Annotated in this window: 20 protein-coding genes and 1 tRNA gene; 9 read left to right on the forward strand and 12 right to left on the reverse strand. The window is 57.3% G+C overall.

The genetic code is table 11. The features are described 5' to 3' along the window. Positions 1-54: 54 nt before the first annotated feature. Positions 55-957, reverse strand: coding sequence for a rod shape-determining protein MreC (mreC, locus tag ACWFTY_RS09385; protein WP_447523970.1), 903 nt, complete (start codon positions 955-957; stop codon positions 55-57). A 49-nt stretch (positions 958-1,006) separates the two neighbouring features. Beyond that, entirely contained in the window at positions 1,007-2,044 is a 1,038-nt protein-coding gene (locus ACWFTY_RS09390) for a rod shape-determining protein (protein WP_100094904.1), read from the reverse strand. A 151-nt stretch (positions 2,045-2,195) separates the two neighbouring features. Here ACWFTY_RS09390 and mutL point away from each other — a divergent pair, with 151 nt between their 5' ends. Next, positions 2,196-4,001 carry a DNA mismatch repair endonuclease MutL gene (gene mutL / locus ACWFTY_RS09395; RefSeq protein ID WP_447523971.1) on the forward strand — a complete coding sequence of 602 codons (1,806 nt, stop codon included), beginning with the start codon at positions 2,196-2,198 and terminating at the stop codon, positions 3,999-4,001. Positions 4,002-4,095: 94 nt separating this feature from the next. Continuing rightward, a complete protein-coding gene (locus ACWFTY_RS09400) occupies positions 4,096-4,566 on the forward strand; it encodes a hypothetical protein (protein ID WP_447523972.1) in 471 nt (156 codons plus the stop codon). Positions 4,567-4,587: 21 nt separating this feature from the next. Here ACWFTY_RS09400 and ACWFTY_RS09405 read toward each other — a convergent pair whose 3' ends face one another. The 7 genes from ACWFTY_RS09405 to ACWFTY_RS09435 form a co-directional block, all read right to left on the reverse strand. After that, entirely contained in the window at positions 4,588-5,832 is a 1,245-nt protein-coding gene (locus ACWFTY_RS09405) for an alkaline phosphatase family protein (protein ID WP_447523973.1), read from the reverse strand. 47 nt (positions 5,833-5,879) lie between these two features. Next, positions 5,880-6,980, reverse strand: a complete 1,101-nt coding sequence (gene ychF, locus ACWFTY_RS09410) for a redox-regulated ATPase YchF (protein ID WP_447523974.1) — start codon at positions 6,978-6,980, stop codon at positions 5,880-5,882. 121 nt (positions 6,981-7,101) lie between these two features. Next, a complete protein-coding gene (gene pth / locus ACWFTY_RS09415; RefSeq protein ID WP_447523975.1) occupies positions 7,102-7,671 on the reverse strand; it encodes an aminoacyl-tRNA hydrolase in 570 nt (189 codons plus the stop codon). Between the two features lie 112 nt (positions 7,672-7,783). Then, a complete protein-coding gene (locus ACWFTY_RS09420) occupies positions 7,784-8,446 on the reverse strand; it encodes a 50S ribosomal protein L25/general stress protein Ctc (protein WP_447523976.1) in 663 nt (220 codons plus the stop codon). Positions 8,447-8,572: 126 nt separating this feature from the next. Further along, the gene (locus tag ACWFTY_RS09425; RefSeq protein ID WP_447523977.1) at positions 8,573-9,370 is read right to left on the reverse strand and encodes an acyl-CoA thioesterase; all 798 of its coding nucleotides are present in this window, start codon (positions 9,368-9,370) and stop codon (positions 8,573-8,575) included. Between the two features lie 12 nt (positions 9,371-9,382). Next, positions 9,383-10,297 (reverse strand): TraB/GumN family protein, encoded by a 915-nt coding sequence (locus tag ACWFTY_RS09430; RefSeq protein ID WP_447523978.1) that lies wholly within the window; start codon positions 10,295-10,297, stop codon positions 9,383-9,385. Between the two features lie 52 nt (positions 10,298-10,349). Next, positions 10,350-11,321, reverse strand: coding sequence for a TraB/GumN family protein (locus tag ACWFTY_RS09435; protein ID WP_447523979.1), 972 nt, complete (start codon positions 11,319-11,321; stop codon positions 10,350-10,352). Between the two features lie 157 nt (positions 11,322-11,478). On the opposite strand from ACWFTY_RS09435, the gene ACWFTY_RS09440 reads away from it, so the two are divergent. The 6 genes from ACWFTY_RS09440 (at position 11,479) to folE (ending at position 20,912) form a co-directional block, all read left to right on the forward strand. Then, entirely contained in the window at positions 11,479-13,584 is a 2,106-nt protein-coding gene (locus ACWFTY_RS09440) for a molybdopterin oxidoreductase family protein (protein WP_447523980.1), read from the forward strand. A 194-nt stretch (positions 13,585-13,778) separates the two neighbouring features. Continuing rightward, on the forward strand, positions 13,779-14,651 hold the full coding sequence (locus ACWFTY_RS09445; RefSeq protein ID WP_447523981.1) for a glycine--tRNA ligase subunit alpha: 873 nt from the start codon (positions 13,779-13,781) through the stop codon (positions 14,649-14,651). Positions 14,652-14,763: 112 nt separating this feature from the next. Next, positions 14,764-17,037, forward strand: a complete 2,274-nt coding sequence (gene glyS / locus ACWFTY_RS09450) for a glycine--tRNA ligase subunit beta (protein ID WP_447523982.1) — start codon at positions 14,764-14,766, stop codon at positions 17,035-17,037. Positions 17,038-17,257: 220 nt separating this feature from the next. After that, on the forward strand, positions 17,258-19,936 hold the full coding sequence (gene ppdK / locus ACWFTY_RS09455; protein WP_447523983.1) for a pyruvate, phosphate dikinase: 2,679 nt from the start codon (positions 17,258-17,260) through the stop codon (positions 19,934-19,936). A gap of 176 nt (positions 19,937-20,112) precedes the next feature. Then, positions 20,113-20,189, forward strand: a tRNA-Arg gene (locus ACWFTY_RS09460). 102 nt (positions 20,190-20,291) lie between these two features. Then, positions 20,292-20,912 (forward strand): GTP cyclohydrolase I FolE, encoded by a 621-nt coding sequence (gene folE, locus ACWFTY_RS09465; protein WP_447523984.1) that lies wholly within the window; start codon positions 20,292-20,294, stop codon positions 20,910-20,912. Positions 20,913-21,147: 235 nt separating this feature from the next. On the opposite strand, the gene rplI is transcribed toward folE, so the two are convergent. The 3 genes from rplI to rpsF are packed head-to-tail and all read right to left on the reverse strand — an operon-like array spanning position 21,148 to position 22,416. Next, positions 21,148-21,798, reverse strand: coding sequence for a 50S ribosomal protein L9 (gene rplI / locus ACWFTY_RS09470; protein WP_447523985.1), 651 nt, complete (start codon positions 21,796-21,798; stop codon positions 21,148-21,150). Between the two features lie 10 nt (positions 21,799-21,808). Further along, positions 21,809-22,033, reverse strand: coding sequence for a 30S ribosomal protein S18 (rpsR, locus tag ACWFTY_RS09475; RefSeq protein ID WP_089132498.1), 225 nt, complete (start codon positions 22,031-22,033; stop codon positions 21,809-21,811). 20 nt (positions 22,034-22,053) lie between these two features. Next, the gene (gene rpsF, locus ACWFTY_RS09480) at positions 22,054-22,416 is read right to left on the reverse strand and encodes a 30S ribosomal protein S6 (RefSeq protein WP_067199293.1); all 363 of its coding nucleotides are present in this window, start codon (positions 22,414-22,416) and stop codon (positions 22,054-22,056) included. Positions 22,417-22,882: 466 nt separating this feature from the next. Between rpsF and ACWFTY_RS09485 the strand changes: the two genes are divergently transcribed. Next, positions 22,883-25,132 carry an EAL domain-containing protein gene (locus ACWFTY_RS09485; RefSeq protein WP_447523986.1) on the forward strand — a complete coding sequence of 750 codons (2,250 nt, stop codon included), beginning with the start codon at positions 22,883-22,885 and terminating at the stop codon, positions 25,130-25,132. Positions 25,133-25,168 lie beyond the last annotated feature (36 nt).

Consider the following 25,168-nt stretch of genomic DNA (forward strand, 5'->3'; position numbering starts at 1 on the left):
TGATCCGCAACTGTGACGGTTGTCGGCCAATCCTGGATTGACGGGAACGGGGCACTATTCGCCGTTTTCCTCTTCCAGATCACCCATCGGGTTTTCCTCGATCTGACGGACCGTTTCAGCCTGAAAAATCGGTTGGACGATCGCGTGGCTGACTTTGGCGGGATTAGCCAATACCCGCCCGATGGCGCCGGTTTCGGTTTTCCGGATGACGACTGCCACGGGAATTCCCGGGCTGTACAGGCCGCCGCTACCGGAGGTAATCATCAGATCGCCGCCCTTGAAAGGGTTGATGCCGATATTTATCGGTTGAATGTCAACGGTGCCGTCACCCCGACCGGTGGCAAAGGCAGGAAGGCTGTCGCTGGCGCGCTGCACCGGCGTTACATTCTTGCCATCAGAAACCAATAGCACGCGCGCGGTTGTCGGGCCGGTTTCCAAAATCCGACCGACCAGGCCTTCCGGCGAGCGGACGGGCTGACCGGGCTCGAGGCCGCTGCTGCTGCCGATACCCAGCGTCGCAATGCGGCGCGAACTGGACGCGGTCGAGCTGATCAGCCGGGCCATGGCGATCGAATCGGGCACTTCCTCGTTCAGCTTCAACAGCCGCTTGAGGCGGTCGTTTTCCTGCCTGAGGGCGCGGGCTTCCAGGATCTCTATCCGGTTCTGCTCCAGTTCCCGCTGCATCTCGGCATTTTTCGAAGCCGCATTGAAATAGGCAGAAACTTGATCCCCCGCATTTCCGGTCAGACTGCCAAATTCGGACAGGGTCTTGCTGACTGGCGCCATGGCTTCCGCACCGATGGTGCGAAGGGCCGAAAAACCTCTGGGATCGATGAAGGAGACAAGCAACAGAAGCAGTCCCAAGACCGCTCCCAATATGCCCAGTAAATAGCTGGCGAATATGCTATATTGCGCCCGCTTGGAAAATCCTGGACGCCGATTGTTTGGCGGCGCCATATCGGTTTATCCTTTCGTTTCCTATCGTTGTTCGATCACAAGACCGAAATCAGGCGGTTGTGAGAACGCCTCTGAACATTGGATCTTCCATTGCACGACCGGTGCCGATGGCAACACAGGCAAGCGGATCTTCGGCTACCGTTACCGGCAGGCCTGTTTCATCGCTAAGCGCTGCGTCGAGACCGGCGATCAAGGCGCCACCGCCGGTCAGGACAATGCCCTGATCGACAATATCGGCAGCCAGTTCCGGTGCAGTATTTTCCAGAGCGATGCGAACGCCTTCGATGATCGTGCCGATCGGCTCGCTCAGCGCTTCGGCGATCTGGCCCTGGTTGATCGAAATTTCTTTCGGCACGCCGTTCACCAGATCGCGGCCCTTGATATGGATTGTATGACCCACGCCGTCAGCAGGAGCCTGGGCAACGCCGAAATCTTTCTTGATCCGCTCTGCCGTGGTTTCACCGATCAGCAGATTGTGGTGACGCCGGACATAAGAGACAATCGCTTCGTCCATCTTGTCGCCGCCGGTACGAACCGACGTCGTATAGGCCAAGCCGCGCAGCGAGAGCACAGCAACTTCGGTGGTGCCGCCGCCTACGTCGACGACCATCGAGCCGATTGGTTCGGTGACCGGCATATCGGCGCCAATGGCTGCTGCCATCGGCTCCTCGATCAGGAACACCTGACGGGCGCCGGCATTGGATGCGGCATCGCGAATGGCGCGGCGTTCGACCGAAGTCGATCCGCTGGGAACGCAAATCACGATCTCGGGATAGCTGAACAGCTTGCTCTTGCCATTCACTTTCTGGATGAAATGCTTGATCATCTGTTCGGCGACATCGATGTCGGCGATGACACCGTCGCGCAGGGGGCGAATGGCTTCGATGCTGTCGGGCGTCTTGCCCATCATCATCTTCGCATCATTGCCGACGGCCTTGACCTTTTTTACACCATTGATGGTCTCGATCGCGACAACGGATGGTTCGTTGAGAACGATTCCCTGGCCGCGGAGATAAACCACAGTATTCGCGGTGCCGAGGTCGATCGCCAAATCTTGCGAACGGAACTTGAACAGATTTTCAAACATATTTTTGTCCGTAATTTCTTGTGTTTGCAGAGCTTGCTGCAACAATTAAACCAAGCGATAGTCAAGCTGAACGGGTCATGAAGTTAACCATGGGAATCGCCCAAAAAATCAGGGGTCGCTTGGTAAGGTCGCTTGGGCTAGGAACGCGATTATGTCAATAAGAAGACTTCCAAATAGCCTGATAAATCGGATCGCTGCCGGTGAGGTCGTCGAACGCCCTGCCAGCGCCCTGAAAGAGCTCGTCGAGAATGCGATTGATGCCGGGGCGAGCCAGATCAATATTCGCCTCGAGGAGGGCGGTCTGGACCTGGTCCAGGTCTCCGACAATGGCTGCGGCATGAGCCGCGACGACATACCTCTCGCGCTCGAACGCCATGCTACCTCGAAGCTTCCGGACGAGGCAATCGAGCTGGTGACGACCATGGGGTTTCGCGGCGAAGCCTTGCCGTCGATCGCCAGCGTGGCGCGTCTGACGATCGAAAGCCGCATGGCCGGCGAGGATGGCTGGAGCCGGGTGATCGATCATGGCGAACTGGCGCAAGAGGGGCCCACCGCGATTCCACCGGGAACGAAAGTGCGGGTGGAGCAGTTGTTCGCCAATGTGCCGGCCAGACGCAAATTTTTGCGCACGGCGCGTAGCGAATATTCTGCCTGTACCGATATCGTCCGGCGCCTTGCGATGGCGCGGCCCGATATCGGTTTCACGCTCGAGCATCAGGGGCGCAAGGCGATAGCGGTACAGGCCGGAGAAACCGGGCCCGAGCGAGTCGCCGCGCTGACCAGCCGTGACTTGCGGGCCAATAGCGTCGGCGTCGATCTGCAGCGGGAAGAGATTCGCCTGACCGGCGTGGCCGGCCTGCCGACCTATAATCGCGGCGTGGCCGATCACCAGTTTCTGTTCGTCAACGGCCGTCCGGTCAAGGACCGGCTGTTGGTCGGAGCGGTGCGCGGCGCTTATGCCGAGATGCTCGCGCGTGACCGCCATCCGGTTGTCGCGCTATTCATCGATATGCCGCCTGAACTGGTCGATGTGAACGTCCATCCAGCGAAGACCGAGGTGCGGTTTCGCGAACCGGCGATGATCCGGGGCATGATTGTCAGCGGCTTGCGCAAGGCGCTCGACGAAGGCGGGTTTCGCGCGGTCCAGCGCCCGGCAGAATCGGCACTCGGAAGATGGCAAAGCGAGCCGGTGGCTCCCGATCCGCAATCGAACATATTTACGTCGCAGGGCAGGGCCAGCGTGGCGCAGCAACCCTATCCATCCGCCACGGTCCGTGATGGGCACACTGGTTTTGCGAAGATGGATCTGCGCGAGGAAATCGCGCCGCTGATGGGCAGGGCAGAAGAGGCTTCGGAGCCAGTCCCGGAAGCCAGCCGCCATCCCTTGGGTATCGCCCGCGGGCAGGTTGCGAAAACCTATATTGTTGCGGAAGCCGAAGACGGACTGGTGATCGTTGACCAGCATGCGGCGCACGAACGGCTTGTGCTGGAACGAATGCGCAAGGCGGTCGAAGGCGGCACGGTGGCCTCTCAAGCACTGCTGATGGCGGAGGTGGTCGAACTGGACGAAAATGCCTGCGACCGGCTCGAAACGCGCGCGGCAGAATTGTCTGAATTCGGGCTGGAACTGGAACGGTTCGGTCCGACCGCGATGCTGGTCCGCGCGACACCGGCGATGCTGGGTTCGGGTGATGTCAAGGAACTGGTCACTGATCTGGCCGATGAACTGGGTGCCTATGATCAGGCGCTCAGCCTCAAGGAGCGCGTCGATCATGTCGCGTCGACCATGGCCTGTCACGGCTCTGTCCGGGCCGGGCGCGTGCTTAGCGTTGCTGAAATGAATGCCTTGCTGCGCGAGATGGAAGTGACTCCGCACAGCGGCCAGTGCAACCACGGTCGCCCGACCTGGGTGAAGCTGGCGCTGGAAGACGTGGAAAAACTGTTTGGCCGGAAATAGGCGCAATGCTGTTTAACCAGCGGCTTGTGATCAAGGTCATTGCTTGTTGCAGAGACTGTCCTAGGCGCAGGGTCAGGATGAAATGGAGTTCGCCATGATATATCGCCAAGCGATCTACGCACTTGCCGCCCTGATGATGGTCAATGGTGCCGCCGCCGATGCGCGACCGGATGCTGATCAGGCGCAGAATGTCGATCATGATCTGACCGGCTACTGGCGACAGGCTGATGGCAATATCTTCCATTTCACGCAGGACGGGACCAGCCTGACCTCGCGATATCGGATGCGTTCCAACAATAATGATGAAAATGACATCGACTTTACCGCGACCATTCACGGAAACCTGATCTACGGCGCGCATCGCGGTCCATTTCCGCGAGCTATGCAGGAAAAATGCGCGCTGCAAATATGGGTCGGCATGGGCCTGACGTTGAGTGACGACGGTCTCGACTTAAGGGGTTTTCGGGGAGACCGGATCGTCGATCCGAAAACATGCAGCGTCACCGACAGCGCACCGGTCGCAGTTGTCTATACCAGAGTCGCCGACAGCGACCTTTTGCAATAATGCCGGCGGATCAATCTCAAATCAGGGTTTGAGGGCTTGCTCGAACGGGGCGAGGCTGCCGTCGCTGGCAGCCGGAGTTACGCCCGCCAGCCTGGCGACTAGCGAATAGATATTCACATTGTCGAACACCGGTAGTTGACCAGCGGCTGTAATGGCCGGTCCGTTGGCCAGGAAAAAGGCCATCATGTCCTGTTCCCGGTGATCATAGCCGTGGCCGCCGCCAATGCCGGTCATCCATTCGGGGGCGTCCTGATAGACCACCCAGCCGATCTCCGGCAGGCAAAGAATCGCAGGTACGCGCGGATTTTTACCATATGCGAAATGTTCCGGAATATTGTCGCGGTCCCAGCATTGCATATGCTCATGCGGGCGGAGGAAGGCTGCGCGCAATGCATCGATATTGCCGTCCAGCGGCGCCAGTCCGGCGTAATTGCCGTCTTCGACCAGATGATATTGGTCGCGCGGCATGATCTGGTCGAGATGGATGATCCGCTCCGGTGCGGTTTCGGTCATGCCATGGTCCGATGCGATCACGAAATTGACCGGCTGTCCCATAATGTCCAGCTGCTGTTTCAAACGACCGATTTCACTATCCACCGCAACGATCGCAGCGTGCAGTTTCTCGCCCGGTGCAGGGCCGTAATAATGGCCAGCGGTGTCGACCGTGTCGAAATAGAGTGTCACCAGCTTGGGCCGGATATCTGCTGGCCGCCGCATCCAGTCGACCACCGCATTGATCCGGCGATCATTGGACAGTTTCTGGTTGAACGGCCACCAGTCCGCCGGACGAACGCCGTTGAAATCCACTTCCGATCCCGGCCAGAACATGGTGGCGGAACGGATGCCCTGTTTCTCGGCGCGGATCCAGATCGGCTCTGCCTGATCCCACCAGAACGGATCCTTGGTCGCCATCTTGAAGACCTCGTCAGGCCGTGCGGCATCTTCCATGGTGTTGCCGACTATGCCGTGATGGTCCGGTGTTTTGCCGGTCACCAGTGTCCAGTGATTGGGGAAGGTCTTGCTCGGAAAGGACGGGCGCATCGGGCCATATATGCCGGAAGCGGCCAGCGCGCTCAGATTCGGGGTGATCCCGCGCTCGAGATAATCAGGCCGGAAACCGTCGATCGAGATCAGGATCGTCACCGGATCCCTTGTCTCGACTTTTTCGCTGGCAGAATCGTCATGCTCGGGCGTGGTCGCCGCCAAGACAGGGGCGCCAACCAGTAGAAAACTAGCCAAAATCAGCGAAATCAGGTTCTTGAGCATTATGTCGATCCTCCGAGCGTCACACCCTAGCGGGACAATGTGACAATTCAGACATTGAATTTGAAATTGAAGATATCACCATCTTTAGCGACATATTCCTTGCCCTCTTGCCGCAATTTACCGGCGTCTCGCGCTGCGCTTTCACCGCCGAGCTCGATATAGTCATCAAAGGCGATGGTTTCGGCGCGAATGAAGCCGCGTTCGAAGTCGCTGTGGATTTCGCCAGCGGCTTCGGGGGCCTTGGCGCCCTTGTGCACGGTCCATGCGCGGGCTTCCTTGGGACCGACGGTGAAGAAGGTCTGCAGGTCGAGCAGCTGATAACCGGCGCGAATCACCCGTGCGAGACCGGATTCCTCGAGGCCAAGTTCGGCGAGAAATTCGGCACGGTCTTCCGGCTCCATTTCGACCAGTTCGGATTCGATCGCGGCGGAGACGATCACCGCTTCGGCACCCTCGGCCTTGGCTTTTTCAAACACGGCGGCGCTCAGCTCATTGCCTTTTGCGGCATCGGCTTCGCTGACGTTGCAGACATAAAGCACCGGCTTGGCGGTCAGCAGCTGCGACTGGTCGAAAATCCGCTGCTCTTCCTCGCCTTCGGGCTGGGTCAGTCGGGCTGGCTTGCCTTCGCGCAGCAATTCGAGCGCCTGGCCCAATACGCTGGCGGCAATCTTGGCTTCCTTGTCGCCGCTTGTGGCTTTTTTCTGGAAGGCAGGAACGCGCTTCTCGAGGCTTTCGAGATCGGACAGCAATAATTCGGTCTCGACCACTTCCGCATCCGAAATCGGATCGATCTTGTTCGCGACATGCTGGATATCGTCATCCTCGAAACAGCGCAGCACATGGACGATGGCATCGACTTCGCGGATGTTGCCGAGGAACTGATTGCCCAGGCCTTCTCCCTGCGACGCGCCTTTGACGAGGCCGGCGATGTCGACAAAGGCGAGCTGCGTTTCAATGATCTTGGCGCTGTTGGCGATTTTCGCGATCTGGTCGAGCCGTGGATCGGGCACCGCAACCTGGCCGACATTCGGCTCGATCGTGCAAAATGGATAGTTCGCCGCCTGCGCTGCCTGTGTCTCGGTCAGTGCATTAAAAAGCGTTGATTTTCCGACGTTGGGCAAGCCAACGATACCGCATTTGAAACCCATTGTAATACTCCGTCATGCTGAACCTGACTCGGCATCCCGTGCCAAATCGTTCAAAAGTTGCGCATATACGCTCTGGACCCTGAATCAAGTTCAGGGTGACGATTTTGTTCTAAACTGCCCGCTATTCCTGCATCCGCATCGCGACTTCGCTCATGAAGCGCGCGTCGTCATTCTTCGCCAGCCAGTCCGCCTCCGCAGCGATCACACCCAGCATATCCGCCAGATCGTCAATTTCCGATTTGGCGTAATTGCCCAGAACATGGCCGGTCACCCGCGCCTTGTGTCCGGGATGGCCGATGCCGATTCGTACGCGGCGGAATTCGGGGCCGATATGGGCGATCATTGATCTTATGCCATTATGACCGGCCGCGCCGCCGCCGCGTTTGACCTTTATCCGGAACGGCTCGAGGTCGAGCTCATCGTAGAAGACGGTGACATCCTCCGGTTGCAATTTGTAGAAATCCAGCGCGGCGCGCACGCTTTGGCCGCTTTCATTCATGAAAGTCGCGGGCTTGAGCAGGACGAGCTTTTCGCCGCCCAGCCGCGCCTCCATGGTCCAGCCCTTGAACTTCTGTTTCGGGGCGGGAAAACCATGCACTTCTTCGAGCGCGTCGATCACCATGAAGCCGACATTGTGCCGGTGCATCGCATATTGCGCGCCCGGATTGCCAAGGCCGACCCATAGTTGCATTTTCTAACGCTCTTCCAGCTCGCCTTGAGCTTGTTGAATGACAAAAAAACCGCCCATGCTTTGTAAACGTAGCATGGACGGTTTTTCGTTACATTGTTTGATGGCTGAAGGTCTAGCTGTCTTCGCCCTCGACCGTATCGGCATCCTGCTCGGTGACTTCTGTTTCACCGGCTTCATCTTCTTCGGCTTCGTCGTCAGAAGATTTCAGAGCAGATGGTGCGGTTACACCGGCAATGGTAAAGTCGCGATCGGTGATCGAGCTTTCAGCGCCGGTTGGCAGGGTGATGCTGGAGATATGGATCGAATCGCCGATTTCGAGACCGGTGACATCGATTTCGATCTGGTCAGGGATATGATCCGCATCGCACATCAGGTCGAGTTCGTGACGAACAACGTTCATGACGCCGCCACGTTTCAGGCCAGGAGATTCTTCTTCGTTGATGAAGACAACAGGAATATTGACCTGAACCTTCGCGCCCTTTGCAAGGCGGAAGAAGTCAACATGGAGCGGACGGTCGGTGACCGGATCAAAAGCAACATCTTTTGGCAGTGTCCGGGTTTTCTTCCCGTCGACTTCGACTTGAACCAGCGAGTTCATGAAGTGGCCGGTACCAAGAAGCTTGTTCAATGCACGCTCTTCAACGTGGATTGCGATGGCTTCTTTCTTGTCGCCATAAATAACGGCGGGGATACGGCCTTCACGACGCAGTGCACGGGAGGCTCCCTTGCCAGCCCGTTCGCGTGGCTCGGCTGAAATAGTCAGCTGATCACTCATAATGTTGCTCCAAAAATAAAGTTTTGTTAGATTTCCGCCACGCCTCCAGGGTGCTCATGGTCGGAAAGAGGGCGCTATAAGGTCGGAACATCGCAAAAGCAAGGGGTTTGCGGCACCGGATCAGGTCTAGCGGAAAAAGCCGATCTGGGAGCTTGTCGCCAGCAATGTGCCGTTTTGCGACCATATCTCGACCCGTCCGTCGGTGGCGCTGTTTCTAACCGTCGCGCCGGTCACCCGCAGCAGCATGAATTCGCTTCCGGCAGCCGCCAGATCTTCCTCGCTGGCATAAATATAAGTCGCCATTGATACGGTAGAGCCGGGCCGGAATTGTTCGGTGACGAAAAATGTCCGCGGCATTGGCGTATCGAGGATCGAAAGAAGACCGACCCGGTCAACCGGACGGCCGTCCGCTTCCTTGATCCAGACGATTGCTTCGGGCGAATCGTTCACAGCAAAGGGCATGCCCTTGGCAATACGCTGGTCATAATGGGTGACCCATTCGGGCGCCATTGGATTGACCGAGGGCAGGGAAATAGATTCTTCCGGTGATTTGGTCGCCGGCATTTCGACTTGATAGTCGATATCCGTCGGCCGGCGGGTGCTGGTGACGATATCGGCGGCGTTGGTCAGCGAGCCGTTTTGCGACAGTTCCACGCGCCAGAATTGCGTCGACGATCCGGCGCGGAGCAATTTGACCGACAGCTTGACTTCGCCGGGGCCGACGCCGGTCATGTAGACGATCTGCTGAGACACCAAAGGGCCACGGCATTCGGGATGCATCTGGACTGCGCGTCCGGCTATCGCGGCGACCCAGCCACCAAAGGCCATGCCTGTCGGATTGCGATAAACGTCGCTTGCCTGGACCGTGAACAGTCCGTCTTCCAGCGCGACCAGCGCGGTTTCCCGATCAAATATATATGTCATGCTAGGCCCTGATTATTGAATTTTTTCGATTTTATACCCGCGCTTTGCGAGCGTTGCCTGAACCGCATCCGGACCTGCCAGATGGGCTGCGCCAACCGCTACTAAAGATGTGCCGGGGCGTTGCAAGCGTTTGTCCAGCTGCTCCACCCAATCGAGATTGCGCGCGACCAGCAAATATTGGCGGGTCTTGGGGTCGGTAAGGATGCCGGTATCGGACAGTGTCACAATATGTTCCAGATCGCCCGTCATCCAGGCGTTGAACAGCAGTTCGAAGGCCTGCTGGGCATCGTCCGATTCCTCCACCACGCTGGCCAGCATCTTGCGCTGCTGCTCTTCAGGAAGCTTGTCGAAATAGCCGAGTTGCTGTTCGATGGTTTCCAGTGCTTCGATTGGCTTTCCGGCTTTTTCAAACTGGGCGGTGAGCTTTTTCTCGACGCTGCCGGTCGAATCAAGTCCGAGGCCTCTGGTCTGTGCGGATGCCAGCGACAGCGCCGCAGCCCAGGTTTCCATCCGGTTGAGCGTGCGCTCGGAAATATTGGCGGCGTCGATAATCCGGTCGAGGTCATCGTGCAGCTTTGGGTTGATGCGGTCGTCCAGCTTTTTCTGTCCGGGTGAAATCGCCAGCCGGGAAAATATCTTTGCTGCATTCTGGGTGTCTTCCAGGCCCAGCACTTCGATGACCAGTTGGTCCGATTCGGCAATCGCGGCTTCCAGCGCCGGCGTGCGCCATTGCACGTCATCGGGCAGGATATGGATGGTGCCGAACATATAGGCGACGCCGACTTGCCCGGGCCGGGTGCCGCTGACTTTCCAAAGCGCGGGCGTGCCTATCTTGACGGTGTTCAGGGTCACATGATCGGGTGTGTTATTGCAGGCGCCAAGCAGCAACGAAGCGATCAGGGACAGGATGGTGGTAATGATGCGCATATTGCCTATCTGGTGAGAGTGCAGGGAAAAGGAAGGCTGACGGCGAGAATAATCAATATTCGATCCGTTCCGCAACAAGTCCTTTTTGCGCCAGTATCGCTTGCAGACTGCTTTCTCCGGCGAGATGACCGGCGCCGACCGCCATGAATATTGTTCCCGGCTGTCCCATTCGCTGATCGACCCAATTGGCCCAGTTAACGTTGCGATTGACCAGCAGCGTTTCGTAGAGAATCTTGTCTTCCAGTCCGGCGTTCATCAATTCGCCCAGCGCATCGACATTGGCATTGGCCCATTCGGCGACCATCTGCTCCATGCCCTCGGTGGTCTCGTCAATATTATCGACGGTGAAATTGAGAAAGCGAATCTGGACTTCCTTGGGCAAATTGTCGAAAAAACCCAGCTGCTGCTCCGGCGTTTCAAGGCCGGTAATTGTGATAGCCCGGGCCCTGGCCTGGGCCAGCAATTCATCCTCGACTCCCTGATCCGCTGCATATCCGTTGCGCATCAGCGGGATGAGCGAAAGATTGACGCTGGCGAACCACGGGTCGAGCGGATCGAAGGAGGTGACCGGCAGGTTCAGCTTGGTCATTGTTGCTTCATAATCGGCGCGGTCTTCTGCGGTCAATTTGTCGCGCAGCGAAACGCCGGTCTTGTCGATCGCCATTTCATTGACGATTTTCATCATCGCCGCTGCGTCGGGTTTGATCATTTCGACAATCAGTTCGTCGGATGCCTCAAAACTGTCCTTCACCGCCTCGTCGAACCAACTCATTCCGGGTTTCAGGATGTGGACGGTGCCGAACAGATAGATGGTCGTGTCCTCGTCCCTGATTACCCAGAGCGCGGGATCTGCATCATCCGGCATCACGGCGGGTATATAATCAACGGCGGATTCGGCTTCATCCATCGTCGCGGGACCCGCATCGCTACCGGTGCTGGCAATATCCTGCTGCGGGGCCGGGCAGGCGGTAAGTGCCAGATATAGCGGGAGGAGTAAGACGTTAAAAAGCCAGTTACGCGGCATGAAGAAATTGCTCCAACAGAAGGTGTGGCGCGCTTCATTGAACAATTGATGGCAAATGCCCAGTAAAAATTGACGCAAAAATTGGCCGATAATGAGGTGGCACTGGCGAGCGTGCCGCAAATCTGTTAACCGAATGGTTAAATCAAGGAGTTTCCCGATGAGCACGATTCACGCCCGCACCTGTCATATCTGCGAAGCCAATTGCGGCGTATTGGTCGAGGTCGAGGGGCGGGAGATACTCTCGATCAAGGGCAATCCCGATCATGTGCTGAGCCGGGGGCATATCTGTCCCAAGGCGACCGCTATCGCCGATTTGCAGGATGATCCGGACCGCTTGCACAAGCCGGTGAAAAAGGTCGATGGCCAGTGGCAGGAAATTGGCTGGGAACAGGCTTTTACCGAAATCGCCGCGAAAATGACCGCGCTCAAGGGGCAGGGCGCCAAGCCCGCCATGTATATGGGCAATCCTGCGGCGCATGATTATGGCATTTCGACCCAGATCAGTACCTTGCGCCGGGCGATCGGCCTGAAAAATATCTATTCCGCCTCGACGCTGGACCAGATTCCGCATCATGTCGTGCAATATCATATGTACGGCCATGTCAGTCTTGCCGCAGTGCCGGATATAGACCGCAGCCAGTATCTGCTGATCATTGGCGGCAATCCGGCTGCGTCCAATGGCAGCATCTGGACCGTACCCGACTTCAAGAAGCGGGTGAAGGAAATGCAGGCCCGCGACGGCAAGCTGGTCGTCGTCGACCCGCGCCGGACCGAGACCGCCAAACTGGCCGATGCGCATCATTTCGTGAAGCCGGGGACGGATACGGCGCTGTTGATCGGGATATTGAAAAGCGTGTTTGATGCCGGGCTGGTCGATACCTCCCGACTCGATGCGATACTGGATGATAGCTGGAGCGCCATCGCGCCGGCGATTGCGGGCTTCGATATGGAGCAACTGTCTGCCCATTGCGGAATTTCCGTTGTCGCCATGAAGGATATGGCCGCGCATCTGGCCGCTGACCAGCCTGCCGCGATTTATGGCCGCATGGGTGTCTCGGTCTGCGAATATGGCACGCTCAACCAGTGGCTGATCCAGGTGATCAATATCGCATCGGGTAATCTCGACCGGGTCGGCGGCACGATGGTGCCGGAACCGGCGCTCGACACGATCAATCTGGTGGGCAGAGGCTCGGTGCGCACGGCGGACACCGTTCGTGGCGTCATGCCGTCGGTGATGAGCGAACTGCCGATGGTCACCTTCGCCGATGAAATGCTGCGCGACGAAGACGATAAAGAGCGGATTCGCTCGCTGTTCGTGGTCACCGGCAATCCGGTGCTGTCCGCTCCCGACGGCGCGAAACTGGACAGGGCGCTGGAAAGACTCGACCTGATGGTCTCGTTCGACATGTATGTCACCGCAACCAGCCGCCACGCCGACTATATATTGCCGCCCTGTGGACCGCTGGAGAAGGATCATTATCCGTTTTTCTTCGGGCCGCTGGCGATCCGCAACTATGCCAGCTACTCGCCGGCAATTTTCGAACTGCAGGATGGCGAGAAGACCGACTGGGAGATTATCGCGGAACTGGCGCGGGAAATATTGGCCCAGGACGGGCAGGATGTTCCCAATATCCGCGAACCGCGCGATGTGCTTGACGGTATGTTGCAAAGCTCGCCCGCCGGCCTGACGCTGGCGGAAGTCGAAGCGGCACCCAATGGCATCGATCTCGGCCCGCTGCGCCCGTGCATGGCCGAGCGGCTGCGCACCGAGGACAAGATGATCCAGTGCGCCCATCCCGATTTTCTAGCCGAACTGCAGCGCTTCGCCGCGTCGCTCGATAACGAGCAACCGGACGCTCTCCGCCTGATCGGCCGCCGCCATGTCCGCCAGAACAACAGCTGGCTGCATAATAGCAAGCGACTGCTGAAAGGGCCCGATCGTTGCACCCTGATGATCCATCCAGATGAGGCGGCGCGGCGCGGGCTAGTTGATGGCGGCATGGCGTCAGTCACCAGTCGGGTGAACAGCGTCGAAATCCCGGTCGAGGTCACCGATGACGTCATGCCGGGCGTTGTGTCGATCCCGCATGGCTTCGGCCATGGCCGCAAAGGCGTCGGCCTGTCGGTAGCGCGCGAAAAACCGGGGGTTTCGATCAATGATCTGACCGATACGGAGGTGTTTGATCCGCTATCCGGCAATGCCGTCTTGAATGCGGTTTCGGTGACGGTGGAGCGCGCAGAAGAAATGGTGGCGGCGGAATGATGTCGTCATCGGAATAATCTCGTCATCCTGAACTTGTTTCAGGACCTCCAAAGGCAGCGCGTGATCTCAAGGGGTCCTGAAACGGGTTCCGCCTGACGAATAAGGTCGCAGTCGGACCAATCCTCCCTTGACCCTAGTGCCCTCCTTCGCCAAAGCAGCGCGTAAATATTGCACTCGCGAAGAAAGCCCTGAAATTGTCCGATACGAGGCCTCTCAGCTTCCAGCAGATCATCCTGAAACTCCACAATTACTGGAGCGACAAGGGCTGCGTGATATTGCAGCCTTATGATATGGAAATGGGCGCCGGCACCTTCCATCCCGCAACAACCCTGCGCGCGCTGGGGCCTGATCCGTGGAACGCCGCTTTTGTCCAGGCCTGCCGCCGTCCAACCGATGGTCGCTATGGCGAAAATCCGAACCGGCTGCAGCATTATTACCAATATCAGGTGGTGCTCAAACCATCGCCGCCGGACATCCAGCAGCTTTATCTCGACAGCCTTGTCGCGATCGGTATCGATCCGATGCTGCACGACATCCGCTTCGTCGAGGACGATTGGGAAAGCCCGACTCTCGGCGCATGGGGCCTCGGCTGGGAAGTCTGGTGCGACGGCATGGAAGTCACCCAGTTCACCTATTTCCAGCAAATGGGCGGCTTTGACTGCAAGCCGGTGGCCGGTGAGCTGACCTACGGGCTCGAACGGCTGGCCATGTATATCCAGAATGTCGACAGTGTTTACGATCTGGATTTCAACGGTAATGGAGTGACTTACGGCGATGTCTTCCTGGATAATGAGAAGCAGATGTCGGAATGGAATTTCGAAATAGCCAATACCGAGACTTTGTTCGACCTGTTCAACAAGGCGGTCGGCGAATGCGAAAATTGCCTCGAAGCAAAGCTTCCGATTCCGGCCTATGAGCAGGCGATCAAGGCGAGCCACGTGTTCAACCTGCTGCAGGCGCGCGGCGTGATCAGCGTTCAGGAACGGGCCAGCTATATGGGCCGTGTCCGCGATCTGGCCAAAGGCAGCTGTGAAGCGCATATGGAAAAAAACGGGTGGGCCGCGTGATGGGTCATCAGTTCCGTCATCCTGAACTTGTTTCAGGACCCCTTGAGATTGCGCGCTTGCCGAACGAGATCCTGAAACAAGTTCAGGATGACGAGTGTCAGGGAGGAAATAGATGACCGATTTCCTTCTCGAACTGCTTTCCGAAGAAATCCCCGCCCGCATGCAGGCCAAGGCACGCATCGACCTCGAACGCCTGTTCACCGCGCAAATGGCGGAAGCAGGCCTGGAAGCCGGTGCTATCACCGTCTATTCGACGCCAAGACGACTTGCCCTCATCGCCAGGAACCTGCCCGAGCAGACCGAAGCGGTCAGCGAGGAAGCCAAAGGGCCGCCGGAAGCGGCGCCAGACCAGGCTGTCGAGGGGTTCTGCCGCAAGAACGGCGTTACTCGCGAACAGCTCGAAGTGCGTGACGTCAAAGGGCGTCCGACTTTGTTCGCGGTGATCAACAAGCCAGGCCGCGATACCAAGGATGTTCTGGCGGAAGCCATTCCTGCGATCATCAAAGCCTTTCCATGGCCGAAATCGATGCGCTGGGGTGACGCCAGCGCGTCAACCGAAAGCCTGCGCTGGGTGCGGCCGCTGAGCGGGATCGTTGCGATATTCGGCGATGATCTGGTAGAGTGCGAAATTGACGGCATGACGTCAGGCTATGATACTGTCGGACATCGCTTTCATCATCAGGGCATGATCACCATAGGGAATGCCGGGGACTATGCCGAAAAGCTCCGCGCCTGCCACGTTCTGGTCGATCATGAAGAGCGCCAAAACATCATCCGCGATGGTGCTGCCAAGGCGGCAGCCGATGCCGGCCTTGATCTGGTCGAGGACGAAGGTCTGGTGATCGAGAATGCCGGTCTGACCGAATGGCCTGTGCCGTTGCTCGGGTCGTTCGACCCTGCTTTCCTCGATGTCCCCGAAGAGGTGATCCAGCTGACCGCCCGGGTGAACCAGAAATATTTTATCTGCCGCGACAAAAAGGGCGCTTTGGCCCCGAATTTTGTCTGCACGGCGAATATCGACGCCAGTGATGGCGGCAAGGCAATTACGGCAGGGAATGAAAAAGTCCTCGCTGCGCGGCTCTCCGACGCCAAATTCTTCTGGGAACTTGACCAGAAGGCCAAGTTGGAGGATCATGCGAAAAAATTGAGCAACATTGTGTTCCACGAGAAATTGGGAACGGTTGCCGACAAGGTAGAGCGTGTAGTCAAGTTGGCTGAGTGGTTGGCGTCTTTAGAAGGGACTGGGTTACTCCGTGCCAACCCAGAACAGACTCAACTGGCTGCACGTCTCTGCAAAGCTGATCTCGTCACCGAAATGGTCGGCGAGTTCCCCGAGCTGCAAGGCTTGATGGGCGGCTATTATGCAGAGAAAGAAGGGCTTCCGATAGAAGTCTCACACGCGATCAGAGATCATTACAAGCCGGTCGGGCAGGGCGACGATGTGCCCACCGATCCGGTGACGGTTTGGGTGAGTTTGGCGGATAAGCTGGACACTTTGTTTGGTTTTTTTGTTATCGATGAACGGCCGACGGGCAGTAAAGATCCCTTTGCACTTAGGCGGGCTGCCATATCGGCTAACTCTTTGATTCTGGAGAATGGAATTAGGATTGGTTACTGGGAATTGCTCTCAGCTTGGTTCTATTTTTCGGCAGATGGAAATCATCCAGAATCTATGGTTTTTCAACGGTTAGCGAAAGGCAGCGAACCAAAACAACTAGTGGAAGCACTGGCTGAGGATTTTGATAATTGGTATTTGCTCGATTCATTTACGTTTGGCGATAACATAAATGAGATATTTGATGATCTGTTCACGTTCATTGCCGACCGCCTGAAAGTCCAGCAACGCGAAGCGGGTGTCCGTCATGATCTGATCGACGCAGTGTTCGCGCTGGGCGGTGAAGATGATCTGGTGCGCTTGCTCGCCCGCGTGAAGGCCTTGCAGGCTTTTGTGGAAACTACGGATGGCGTGAACCTGCTCGCCGGTTACAAGCGGGCTTCGAATATTTTGAAGAAAGAGGGTGCCACCAGTGCCCCTGCGGAGGCAGGGGCCCATCTCCCGACCTCTGATCTTGACGCACCGGTCCGTGATGGACTCCTGCCTGCGCAGGAGCACAATGTCCTTTCCTACACGCCCGAAAAAGCGGAAAAGGCGCTCATAGACGCGCTAGATGCGGCGCAGCCGGAAGTCACCGCCGCGATCGAGGCAGAGCAGTTTGAAGCAGCGATGACCGCGCTGGCCGCACTGCGCGGACCAATTGATCAGTTTTTCGAGGATGTGACCGTGAACGACGATGACGAAGCAAAGCGTGAAGCCCGGCTTGCCCTGCTGGCACGCTTCCGCAACGCCGTCCACCAAGTCGCTGATTTCTCTCAGATTGAGGGCTAGAAGATATTTGATTCATAACAGTGTAAAGTTTGTAAAGTTTGACGGCGGGTTTTTTCGCTAGAGCGACCCGACCAACAAGACCCTTTCTTTAAAGTGAGGGGATCCAGGGGTGAAATATGCGGAAAGGGGCTCGATGGCACTTTCCGGATTTTTACGGCACGGCATCACCCCGACCTTTTCTCTGAAGAGAAGGGGCTAACATATGGAGTTGAAAGCAAGAATGACCCAATATGTATATCGTTTCGGTGGCGGCATGGACGCAGATGGCGCACCAGGTGATTCCACAGAGGCCCGCAACCTGCTCGGTGGCAAGGGCGCCAATCTCGCCGAAATGGCCAATATCGGCCTGCCGGTTCCTCCCGGTTTCACGATCTCCACTGAAATGTGTACGCGCTATTATGCCGAAGGCGGCCAATATCCCGACAGCGTCCGCGATGAAGTCGCGCAGGGCGTCGCCCATATCGAATCGGTGACCGGCAAGAAATTTGGTAATGCCGCCGATCCGTTGCTGGTATCCGTGCGCTCCGGCGCCCGCGCCTCGATGCCCGGCATGATGGACACCGTACTCAATCTTGGTCTGAACGACGACACCGTCGAAGGTCTGGCCAAGACCTCCGGTGACGAACGGTTCGCCTGGGACAGCTACCGCCGCTTCATCCAGATGTATTCCGATGTCGTGCTCGAACTCGACCATGATGCATTTGAAGAAGCGTTGGAAATTATCAAGGAAGACAATGGCTTCTTCACCGATACCGAGATGGAGTCGAAGCATTGGAAAGTCCTGGTCGCGGAATATAAGGGCCTGGTCGAGAAACTCTGGGGCAAGCCTTTTCCGCAGGACGTCAATGACCAGCTATGGGGCGCGGTCAGCGCCGTATTCGGCAGCTGGCAGGCGGACCGGGCAAAAGTCTACCGCCGTCTTAACGATATTCCCGGCGAATGGGGCACAGCGGTCAACGTCCAGGCGATGGTATTCGGCAATATGGGCGAAACCAGCGCGACCGGCGTTGCCTTCACCCGCAATCCGGCTACCGGCGAGAGCGCTTATTATGGCGAATGGCTGATCAACGCACAGGGCGAGGATGTCGTCGCCGGCATCCGCACCCCGCAATATCTCTCCAGGGCCGCGCGCGAACTGGCCAATGCCAAGCCGCTGTCGATGGAAGAGGCGATGCCGGAGACCTACAAGGAACTGACCGACGTATTCGACCTGCTCGAACGCCATTATCGCGACATGCAGGATATCGAATTCACCGTCGAGCGCGGCAAATTGTGGATGCTGCAAACCCGCTCGGGCAAGCGCACCGCCAAGGCGGCACTGAAAATCGCGGTCGACATGGCCCATGACGGCCTGATCACCGAGGAAGAAGCGGTGATGCGCGTCGATCCGATGGCGCTCGACCAGTTGCTCCACCCGACGCTCGATCCCGAAGCCAAACGTGATGTGCTGACCACCGGCTTGCCGGCTTCTCCCGGTGCTGCCAGCGGCCTGATCGTGTTCGACAGCGACACCGCCGAACGGCGCACGGAAATGGGCGATGACGTCATCCTGGTGCGGACCGAAACTTCGCCGGAAGATATTCACGGCATGCACGCGGCCAAGGGCATATTGACCGCGCGTGGCGGCATGACGTCACATGCCGCTGTCGTTGCCAGAGGCATGGGAAGACCTTGTGTTTCAGGTGCCGGTACGGTTTCGATCAACAATGAAACCAAGGTCATGAAGGTTGGCGACCGCGAGCTTAAAGAAGGCGATATGCTGACCATTGACGGCAGCAACGGTCAGGTCATGGCCGGCCGTGTCGATACGATCCAGCCGGAACTGGTCGGCGATTTCGGCGTCCTGATGGTCTGGGCCGACAAGGTCCGCCGTCTTGGCGTCCGCACCAATGCGGAAACCCCGTTGGATTGCCAGGTGGCGCGCGATTTCGGTGCCGAGGGCATCGGCCTGTGCCGCACCGAACATATGTTCTTTGACGCAAACCGTATTACCGCGGTTCGGCAGATGATCCTTGCACCCGACGAAAAGGGCCGGCGCGTGGCTCTGGCGAAATTGCTGCCTGAACAGCGCGATGATTTCCGCCAGATATTTGAAGTGATGGTCGGCCTTCCGGTGACAATCCGTCTGCTCGATCCGCCGCTGCACGAATTCCTGCCGCATCAGCAGTCGGAGTTCGAGGAAGTCGCAAAAGCCGCCGATGTCGGCGTCGAAACGCTGAAGCAGCGGGCCAATGAGTTGCACGAATTCAACCCGATGCTCGGCCACCGTGGCTGCCGTCTTGGCGTCACTTATCCCGAAATCTACGAAATGCAGGCACGGGCGATATTCGAAGCGGCCTGTGAAGTGGCAGAAGCCAGCGGCGAAGCCCCGATTCCTGAAGTCATGATCCCGCTCGTCGCGACTGCGCGCGAACTGGAACTGATGAAGGATGTGGTCAACCGCATGGCGAAGGAAGTCTTTGCCGAAAAAGGTCGCGAGATTGAATATCTCGTCGGTACGATGATCGAATTGCCGCGCGCAGCCTTGATGGCGGGCGCGATTGCCGAACATGGCGAGTTTTTCAGCTTTGGCACCAACGACCTTACCCAGACCACCTTGGGCGTCTCCCGTGATGATGCAGGCCGGTTCCTGACCCAATATGTCGACAAGGGAATCTTCCCGCGCGATCCGTTTGTCAGCCTCGATATCGAGGGTGTCGGCCAATTGATCGAAATCGCGGCCGAACGGGGCAGGGCAGCGCGACCCGGCATCAAGCTTGGCATTTGCGGCGAACATGGCGGTGATCCGGCTTCGATCGCCTTCTGCGAGAAAACCGGCCTCGATTATGTCAGTGCATCGCCTTATCGCGTGCCGATTGCACGTCTGGCAGCGGCACAGGCGGCGCTGCAGAACAAATAGAATCATGCACTCCGCACGGGATGCGGAGGGCAGGCGGCAAGACAATTCTGCCTCATTCAGGCCTCCGTATCCGGCGGTGAGCGCGAACGAGGCAAGATTGTTTTGATTGTAGGGCCGGCAACGCAAATTATGGGTTGCCAGCGGGGAGTTCACCCCCTATCTGCACCGTCTGGTTAGCGCCCATAGCTCAGCTGGATAGAGTACTTGACTACGAATCAAGGGGTCGGGAGTTCGAATCTCTCTGGGCGCACCACCTTTCCTTATTTTATCGGATCATGCCCCAAGGTGCACTTGCGCGGGGCCCGATGCTGGCCTAGTTTATCGGCAACAAATCCGATGAACTGAAGGACCTGTCTTGGCCGATTATTCCCAATCCATTATCGACGCTCTTGCGGAGCGCGAAGCCCAGAAAATTCCGGTACCCGACGAGGTTCAGGAAGCGGTGCGGACGCTGTTGCGCTGGTCCGGCGAAGACCCGGAACGCGAAGGCCTGATTGACACGCCGAAGCGTGTGGCGCGGGCCTGGAAGGAATATTGCGAAGGCTATGCCGAGAACCCCGCCATGCACTTGGCGCGGACCTTCGAGGAAGTCGGCGGCTATGACGAGCTGGTGTTGCTCAAGGACATCCCGTTCCATTCCCATTGCGAACATCATATGGCACCGATCATCGGCAAGGCGAGCATCGCCTATATGCCGACCGACAAGGTCGTCGGTATCTCCAAGCTGGCGCGTGTACTCCATGGATTCGCGCGGCGGTTGCAAGTGCAGGAAAGACTGACCGCGGAAGTAGCCGAATGTATCTGGGAAAATCTGAAGCCTGACGGAGTCGCCGTCGTGATCGAAGCAAGCCACAGTTGCATGACCGCGCGCGGTGTGCGTACGCCGGGCGTCTCGATGACCACCAGCCGTTTGCTCGGCTGTTTCCTCGAGGATGCGCGTAGCCGTGAGGAAGTCATGAGCCTGATGGGCTATTGAGCTCAGGCTTGATCTCGAGGCCTGCTGTCAGCTTCTGCTGACCACATAAATCACAATGACTGGATCAAGGGCCGTTGCAGCGAGCTGAATTGCTTGAATAGGTCTGCACGTCCGGCAATCTTATCAAAGGGCGTGCGAATCGCTGCTCAAACCAGTCGGCAAAGAAAAAGCCCGGGTCTGGTAGCCATCTTGCGATGGTCCGGACCCGGGCTTTCTATATTAAAGTCAGAAGAGACTATTCCTTGGTTTCGGAATCGTCCTGTTCTGCTGTTTCTGTGGCTTCCGGAGCGGCTTCTGCATCTGCATCGGCTGCGACAGCTTCTTCACCGTCATCTTCGCTTTCAGGCGAAAGCGCAGCAGCGGCCAGTTCAGCCTGATCATCTTCAAACATCTGTGCGATCACGTCGACGCCGTCCTTCTGAAGATCAGCTTCGTCATCCGAACGGGCGACATTGGCCTGAATGTTGACGTTGACTTCCGGGTGGAGGCGAACGCGAACATCGAAAACGCCGAGTGTCTTGATCGGCTTTTCCAGAATGACCATGCTTTTTTCGACCACGGTGCCCTTGCCGTCAGCGTTCAGCGCTTCGACAATGTCACGTACCGACACGGAACCATAAAGCTGGCCGCTGGCGGACGATGCACGGATCAATACGACCTGCTTGCCATCGATGCTACCGGATGCCGCTTCGGCTTCCGTGCGCTTCGTTTCATTGTCCGCTTCGATCTGCTGGCGATTGGCTTCGAAGATCTTCTTGTTAGCCGCGTTGGCGCGGAGCGCCTTCTTGTTGGGCAGCAGGAAATTGCGAGCATAGCCGTTTTTAACGGTGACGATGTCGCCAATGCTTCCCAGTTTCTCTACGCGTTCAAGCAAAATAATATCCATTGTTTCGCTCCTACTTCACGAGATATGGCAGCAGGCCGAGATGGCGTGCGCGTTTGATAGCTTTGGAAAGCTCGCGCTGCTTCTTGGCGGAAACTGCGGTGATACGACTTGGTACGATCTTGCCGCGTTCGGAAATGAATCCCTGCAGCGTCTTTACGTCTTTATAGTCGATGGGCTTTGCGTTCTTGCCGGAAAAGGGGCAGCTTTTGCGGCGACGGAAAAATGGACGTCCCATGTTTTAACTCCTTCTCTGGCTTAATTGTCGTCGCGGCGCGGTTTGCGTTCGCGATCACGTTCGGGTTTACGCATCATCACGGACGGGCCTTCTTCATGCTCGTCGACGCGGATGGTCAGGAAACGGATGACATCTTCGTTGATCCGGGTCTGGCGTTCGAGTTCCAGGACAACGCTGCCCGGTGCATCGAGACGCAGCATGACATAATGTGCCTTGCGGTTCTTCTGGATCTTGTAGGCGAGCGTACGCAAGCCCCAGGTTTCGGTCAGAACGACCTTGCCTTCATTCGATTCAACAATTTTGGTGGCTTCCTGCGCAAGAGCATCAACCTGAGACTGGCTCAGATCCTGTCGCGCAAGGAAGACATGCTCATACATTGGCATGCAATCATTCCTTCATTTACCGCCGATCGCTGACGCCGCACCATGCGAACGCCCCTCCGGCTTTCTTCTTTTTCCGGTGATCTGGACAGGCCAAACCGAGCGGAAGCGGCGCCTATGGCGGAATTGGCGGGGGAAAGCAAGTGTGGTTTTGTGCCGGTCCGCTGGTCATCGAATATCCGATGCCAGGCAGCTGCGCTGCTGTTGGTTGGCGACGGAATTGCGGTCGGGACGCTCTGCCTGATCCCTTACAATTCCCACCATCGTGCTTCTCGGTTCGACCATTGTTCTACGGCAGAGAACGAGAGCATGATATTCCGGTATATACGAGCCTAGATGGTGGGCCCGATCCCAAGTCAGCCGCACTTGCAACCTGGAATGCTGCTTCGGCACATACAAGTGTTTACCAATATGCAACACCTCGGGCCTATATCTATGGATGAAATAGTTAAGCGAGAAGAAATCACGAATGGAAGTCGATACATCCATCGGTAATGAAAACCAGGCTATGCCAGCTGCTCGCTCCGGTTCTCGGGGCTTTCTTGGCAAAATCGGCTCCCGGATCGGCGCACAGACACCGGTTGAAACATGCAATCTCAAAGCGTCCGATGCTCTTCTTCTGCTGCAAAATTTCGAGGAAAGTCAGCAAGGCTGGTTTTGGTCGACGGATGCATCGGGAAATCTCACCTATATTACGGAATCTGTCGCCGAGGTGCTTGGCAGCACTTCGCTCGAACTGCTTGGTAAGCCGATTGTTTCGCTGTTTCTGAAGCCGGTGGACAATGATGCCGGCTCCAGGTCCCTGCCATTCATTTTCACCAAGAAAATGCAATTTAACGCCTTGCAAGTACAGGCTGGTAACACGGCCGGGGAGCGCTGGTTGTCGATTTCGGGCAGGCCCCATTTTGACAAGTCAGGCGACTTTCTGGGCTTCCGCGGCAGCGGCAGCGACGTAACCGCGCAACGCAAAGCATCCGACGATACTTCGCGACTGGCGATGTTTGATTCTCTCACCGGGCTTCCTAACCGGGCCAGTATGTCGAAGAAACTGGAGGCCACACTCGCGGCCTACAGGCAACAGAAGCGGACTTGTGCCGTGATGTTGGTCGACCTCGACCGGTTCAAGCAGATCAATGACACATTGGGTCATCCTGCGGGTGACGCATTACTCAAACAGGTGGCAGAACGGCTTCTCAAGATCGTCGGTCAAAGCGGCGAAGTTTGCCGCCTGGGTGGTGATGAATTCCAGATCATGTTGCCGGACTGTGATGACCGGGGAACTCTCGGGGATCTCGCCAGCAAGATCATTGACAGCCTTTCCCAGCCTTATTCGGTCGACGGTCACCGGTGTATCATCGGGGCATCAGTCGGTGTCTCTGTTGCCCCGTTTGACGGACTGTCGAGCGATGATATCGTGAAAAGCGCTGATCTGGCGCTCTATGAGGCGAAGGGCAATGGTCGCGGACGCTTCCGCTTCTATTCCAAAGACCTGAAGCAATCCGCCGAAGACCGGCGCGTGCTGGAAGAAGATTTGCGCGACGCAATAGCAAAGAACGAACTCGAGCTCGTCTATCAGCCGATCGTCAACACCAAGACCAATATCGTCGAGGGCTTCGAAGCGTTAATGCGATGGAACCATGGGGAACGGGGGCTGATTTCTCCGACTCTGTTCATTCCCATTGCCGAAGATGCCAATCTTATCTGGCAACTGGGGGAATGGGCCATACACAGGGCCTGTGAAGATGCCGCCAAATGGCCTGGAAAAGCCAGGGTGGCAGTGAATGTTTCGGCCAGCCAGTTCGCCAATGACCGCTTTCCCGCGATTGTCGATGCAGCGCTTGGCGCATCAGGCCTGGCTGCCGAAAGGCTTGAGCTGGAGATCACGGAAGGCGTGTTTCTAGCCGAAACCAATGAAACCACTGCCATGTTCGAGGCTCTCAAAAACAGGCAAGTGCGTCTGGTTCTGGATGATTTCGGAACCGGCTATTCCTCCCTGAGCTATTTGCAGACAGCCCCGTTCGACAAAATCAAGATCGATCAGAATTTCGTTCGCGGCGCCACCGAGCCGGGATCGCGCAATGGCGCGATCATTTCGGCTATTGTCGCGCTGGCGGAAGCGCTCGGATTGGACACAACGGCCGAGGGCATCGAAACGCTCGACGAATTCGAGCTGATAAGCAAGCTGAACGTCAGTCATGTCCAGGGTCATATCTGCAGCAAGGCGGTGAGCCAAGCGACGTTGATCGAGAATCTGGAGGGCGGAAGCTGGAGGATTGAACCTTCAGGTCCGCGGCATCATCGCAACGACCGTCTGTCGATGTACCGCAAGGTGCGGATGATCCATGAAAATCATGTCTATTCCATCGTCATTCGCAACCTGTCGGTCACCGGCGCTCTGGTTGATGGATTGTACAATGTACCGGTCGGTACAAAATTCGTGATCGACTTTGGCGATGGCCAGCTTGCGGTAGCGACGGTCAGCCGGTCGAGCGGCAATCAGCAGGGGATTGAATTTGAAACGCGACTGGTCAGTGACGGCAATGGCGGACTGTGCACCAGCCGACGCGTATCGCCCTATCTGATCGCCGAAGCCGGTCTGGAAGTCCCCAATATGCCCGCGGGATATGTTCCGACGTCGAAAATCGACAAGGATTCGCTTTCGGTCCCCGCGTTCAGCACCGTCGCAGACTGGAAAGCTACCCAGATCAAACCAAAATAAGCGGGAATTTTCGAGCGAGGGTTCGGGATCCGCTTT

Source organism: Parasphingorhabdus sp. NYA22 (assembly GCF_976973735.1).

Excerpts from the sequence above, each read along its gene's own strand:
- ACWFTY_RS09390 (WP_100094904.1), bottom strand. The coding sequence starts at position 2,044 with ATGTTTGAAAATCTGTTCAAGTTCCGTTCGCAAGATTTGGCGATCGAC.
- ACWFTY_RS09435 (WP_447523979.1), bottom strand. The coding sequence starts at position 11,321 with ATGCCGCGTAACTGGCTTTTTAACGTCTTACTCCTCCCGCTATATCTG.
- ACWFTY_RS09430 (WP_447523978.1), bottom strand. The coding sequence starts at position 10,297 with ATGCGCATCATTACCACCATCCTGTCCCTGATCGCTTCGTTGCTGCTT.
- rpsF (WP_067199293.1), bottom strand. The coding sequence starts at position 22,416 with ATGCCAATGTATGAGCATGTCTTCCTTGCGCGACAGGATCTGAGCCAG.
- ACWFTY_RS09485 (WP_447523986.1), top strand. The coding sequence starts at position 22,883 with ATGGAAGTCGATACATCCATCGGTAATGAAAACCAGGCTATGCCAGCT.
- ACWFTY_RS09425 (WP_447523977.1), bottom strand. The coding sequence starts at position 9,370 with ATGACATATATATTTGATCGGGAAACCGCGCTGGTCGCGCTGGAAGAC.
- ACWFTY_RS09400 (WP_447523972.1), top strand. The coding sequence starts at position 4,096 with ATGATATATCGCCAAGCGATCTACGCACTTGCCGCCCTGATGATGGTC.
- pth (WP_447523975.1), bottom strand. The coding sequence starts at position 7,671 with ATGCAACTATGGGTCGGCCTTGGCAATCCGGGCGCGCAATATGCGATG.
- rpsR (WP_089132498.1), bottom strand. The coding sequence starts at position 22,033 with ATGGGACGTCCATTTTTCCGTCGCCGCAAAAGCTGCCCCTTTTCCGGC.
- mreC (WP_447523970.1), bottom strand. The coding sequence starts at position 957 with ATGGCGCCGCCAAACAATCGGCGTCCAGGATTTTCCAAGCGGGCGCAA.
- glyS (WP_447523982.1), top strand. The coding sequence starts at position 14,764 with ATGACCGATTTCCTTCTCGAACTGCTTTCCGAAGAAATCCCCGCCCGC.
- rplI (WP_447523985.1), bottom strand. The coding sequence starts at position 21,798 with ATGGATATTATTTTGCTTGAACGCGTAGAGAAACTGGGAAGCATTGGC.
- ppdK (WP_447523983.1), top strand. The coding sequence starts at position 17,258 with ATGACCCAATATGTATATCGTTTCGGTGGCGGCATGGACGCAGATGGC.
- ACWFTY_RS09420 (WP_447523976.1), bottom strand. The coding sequence starts at position 8,446 with ATGAGTGATCAGCTGACTATTTCAGCCGAGCCACGCGAACGGGCTGGC.
- ychF (WP_447523974.1), bottom strand. The coding sequence starts at position 6,980 with ATGGGTTTCAAATGCGGTATCGTTGGCTTGCCCAACGTCGGAAAATCA.
- ACWFTY_RS09440 (WP_447523980.1), top strand. The coding sequence starts at position 11,479 with ATGAGCACGATTCACGCCCGCACCTGTCATATCTGCGAAGCCAATTGC.
- ACWFTY_RS09405 (WP_447523973.1), bottom strand. The coding sequence starts at position 5,832 with ATGCTCAAGAACCTGATTTCGCTGATTTTGGCTAGTTTTCTACTGGTT.
- mutL (WP_447523971.1), top strand. The coding sequence starts at position 2,196 with ATGTCAATAAGAAGACTTCCAAATAGCCTGATAAATCGGATCGCTGCC.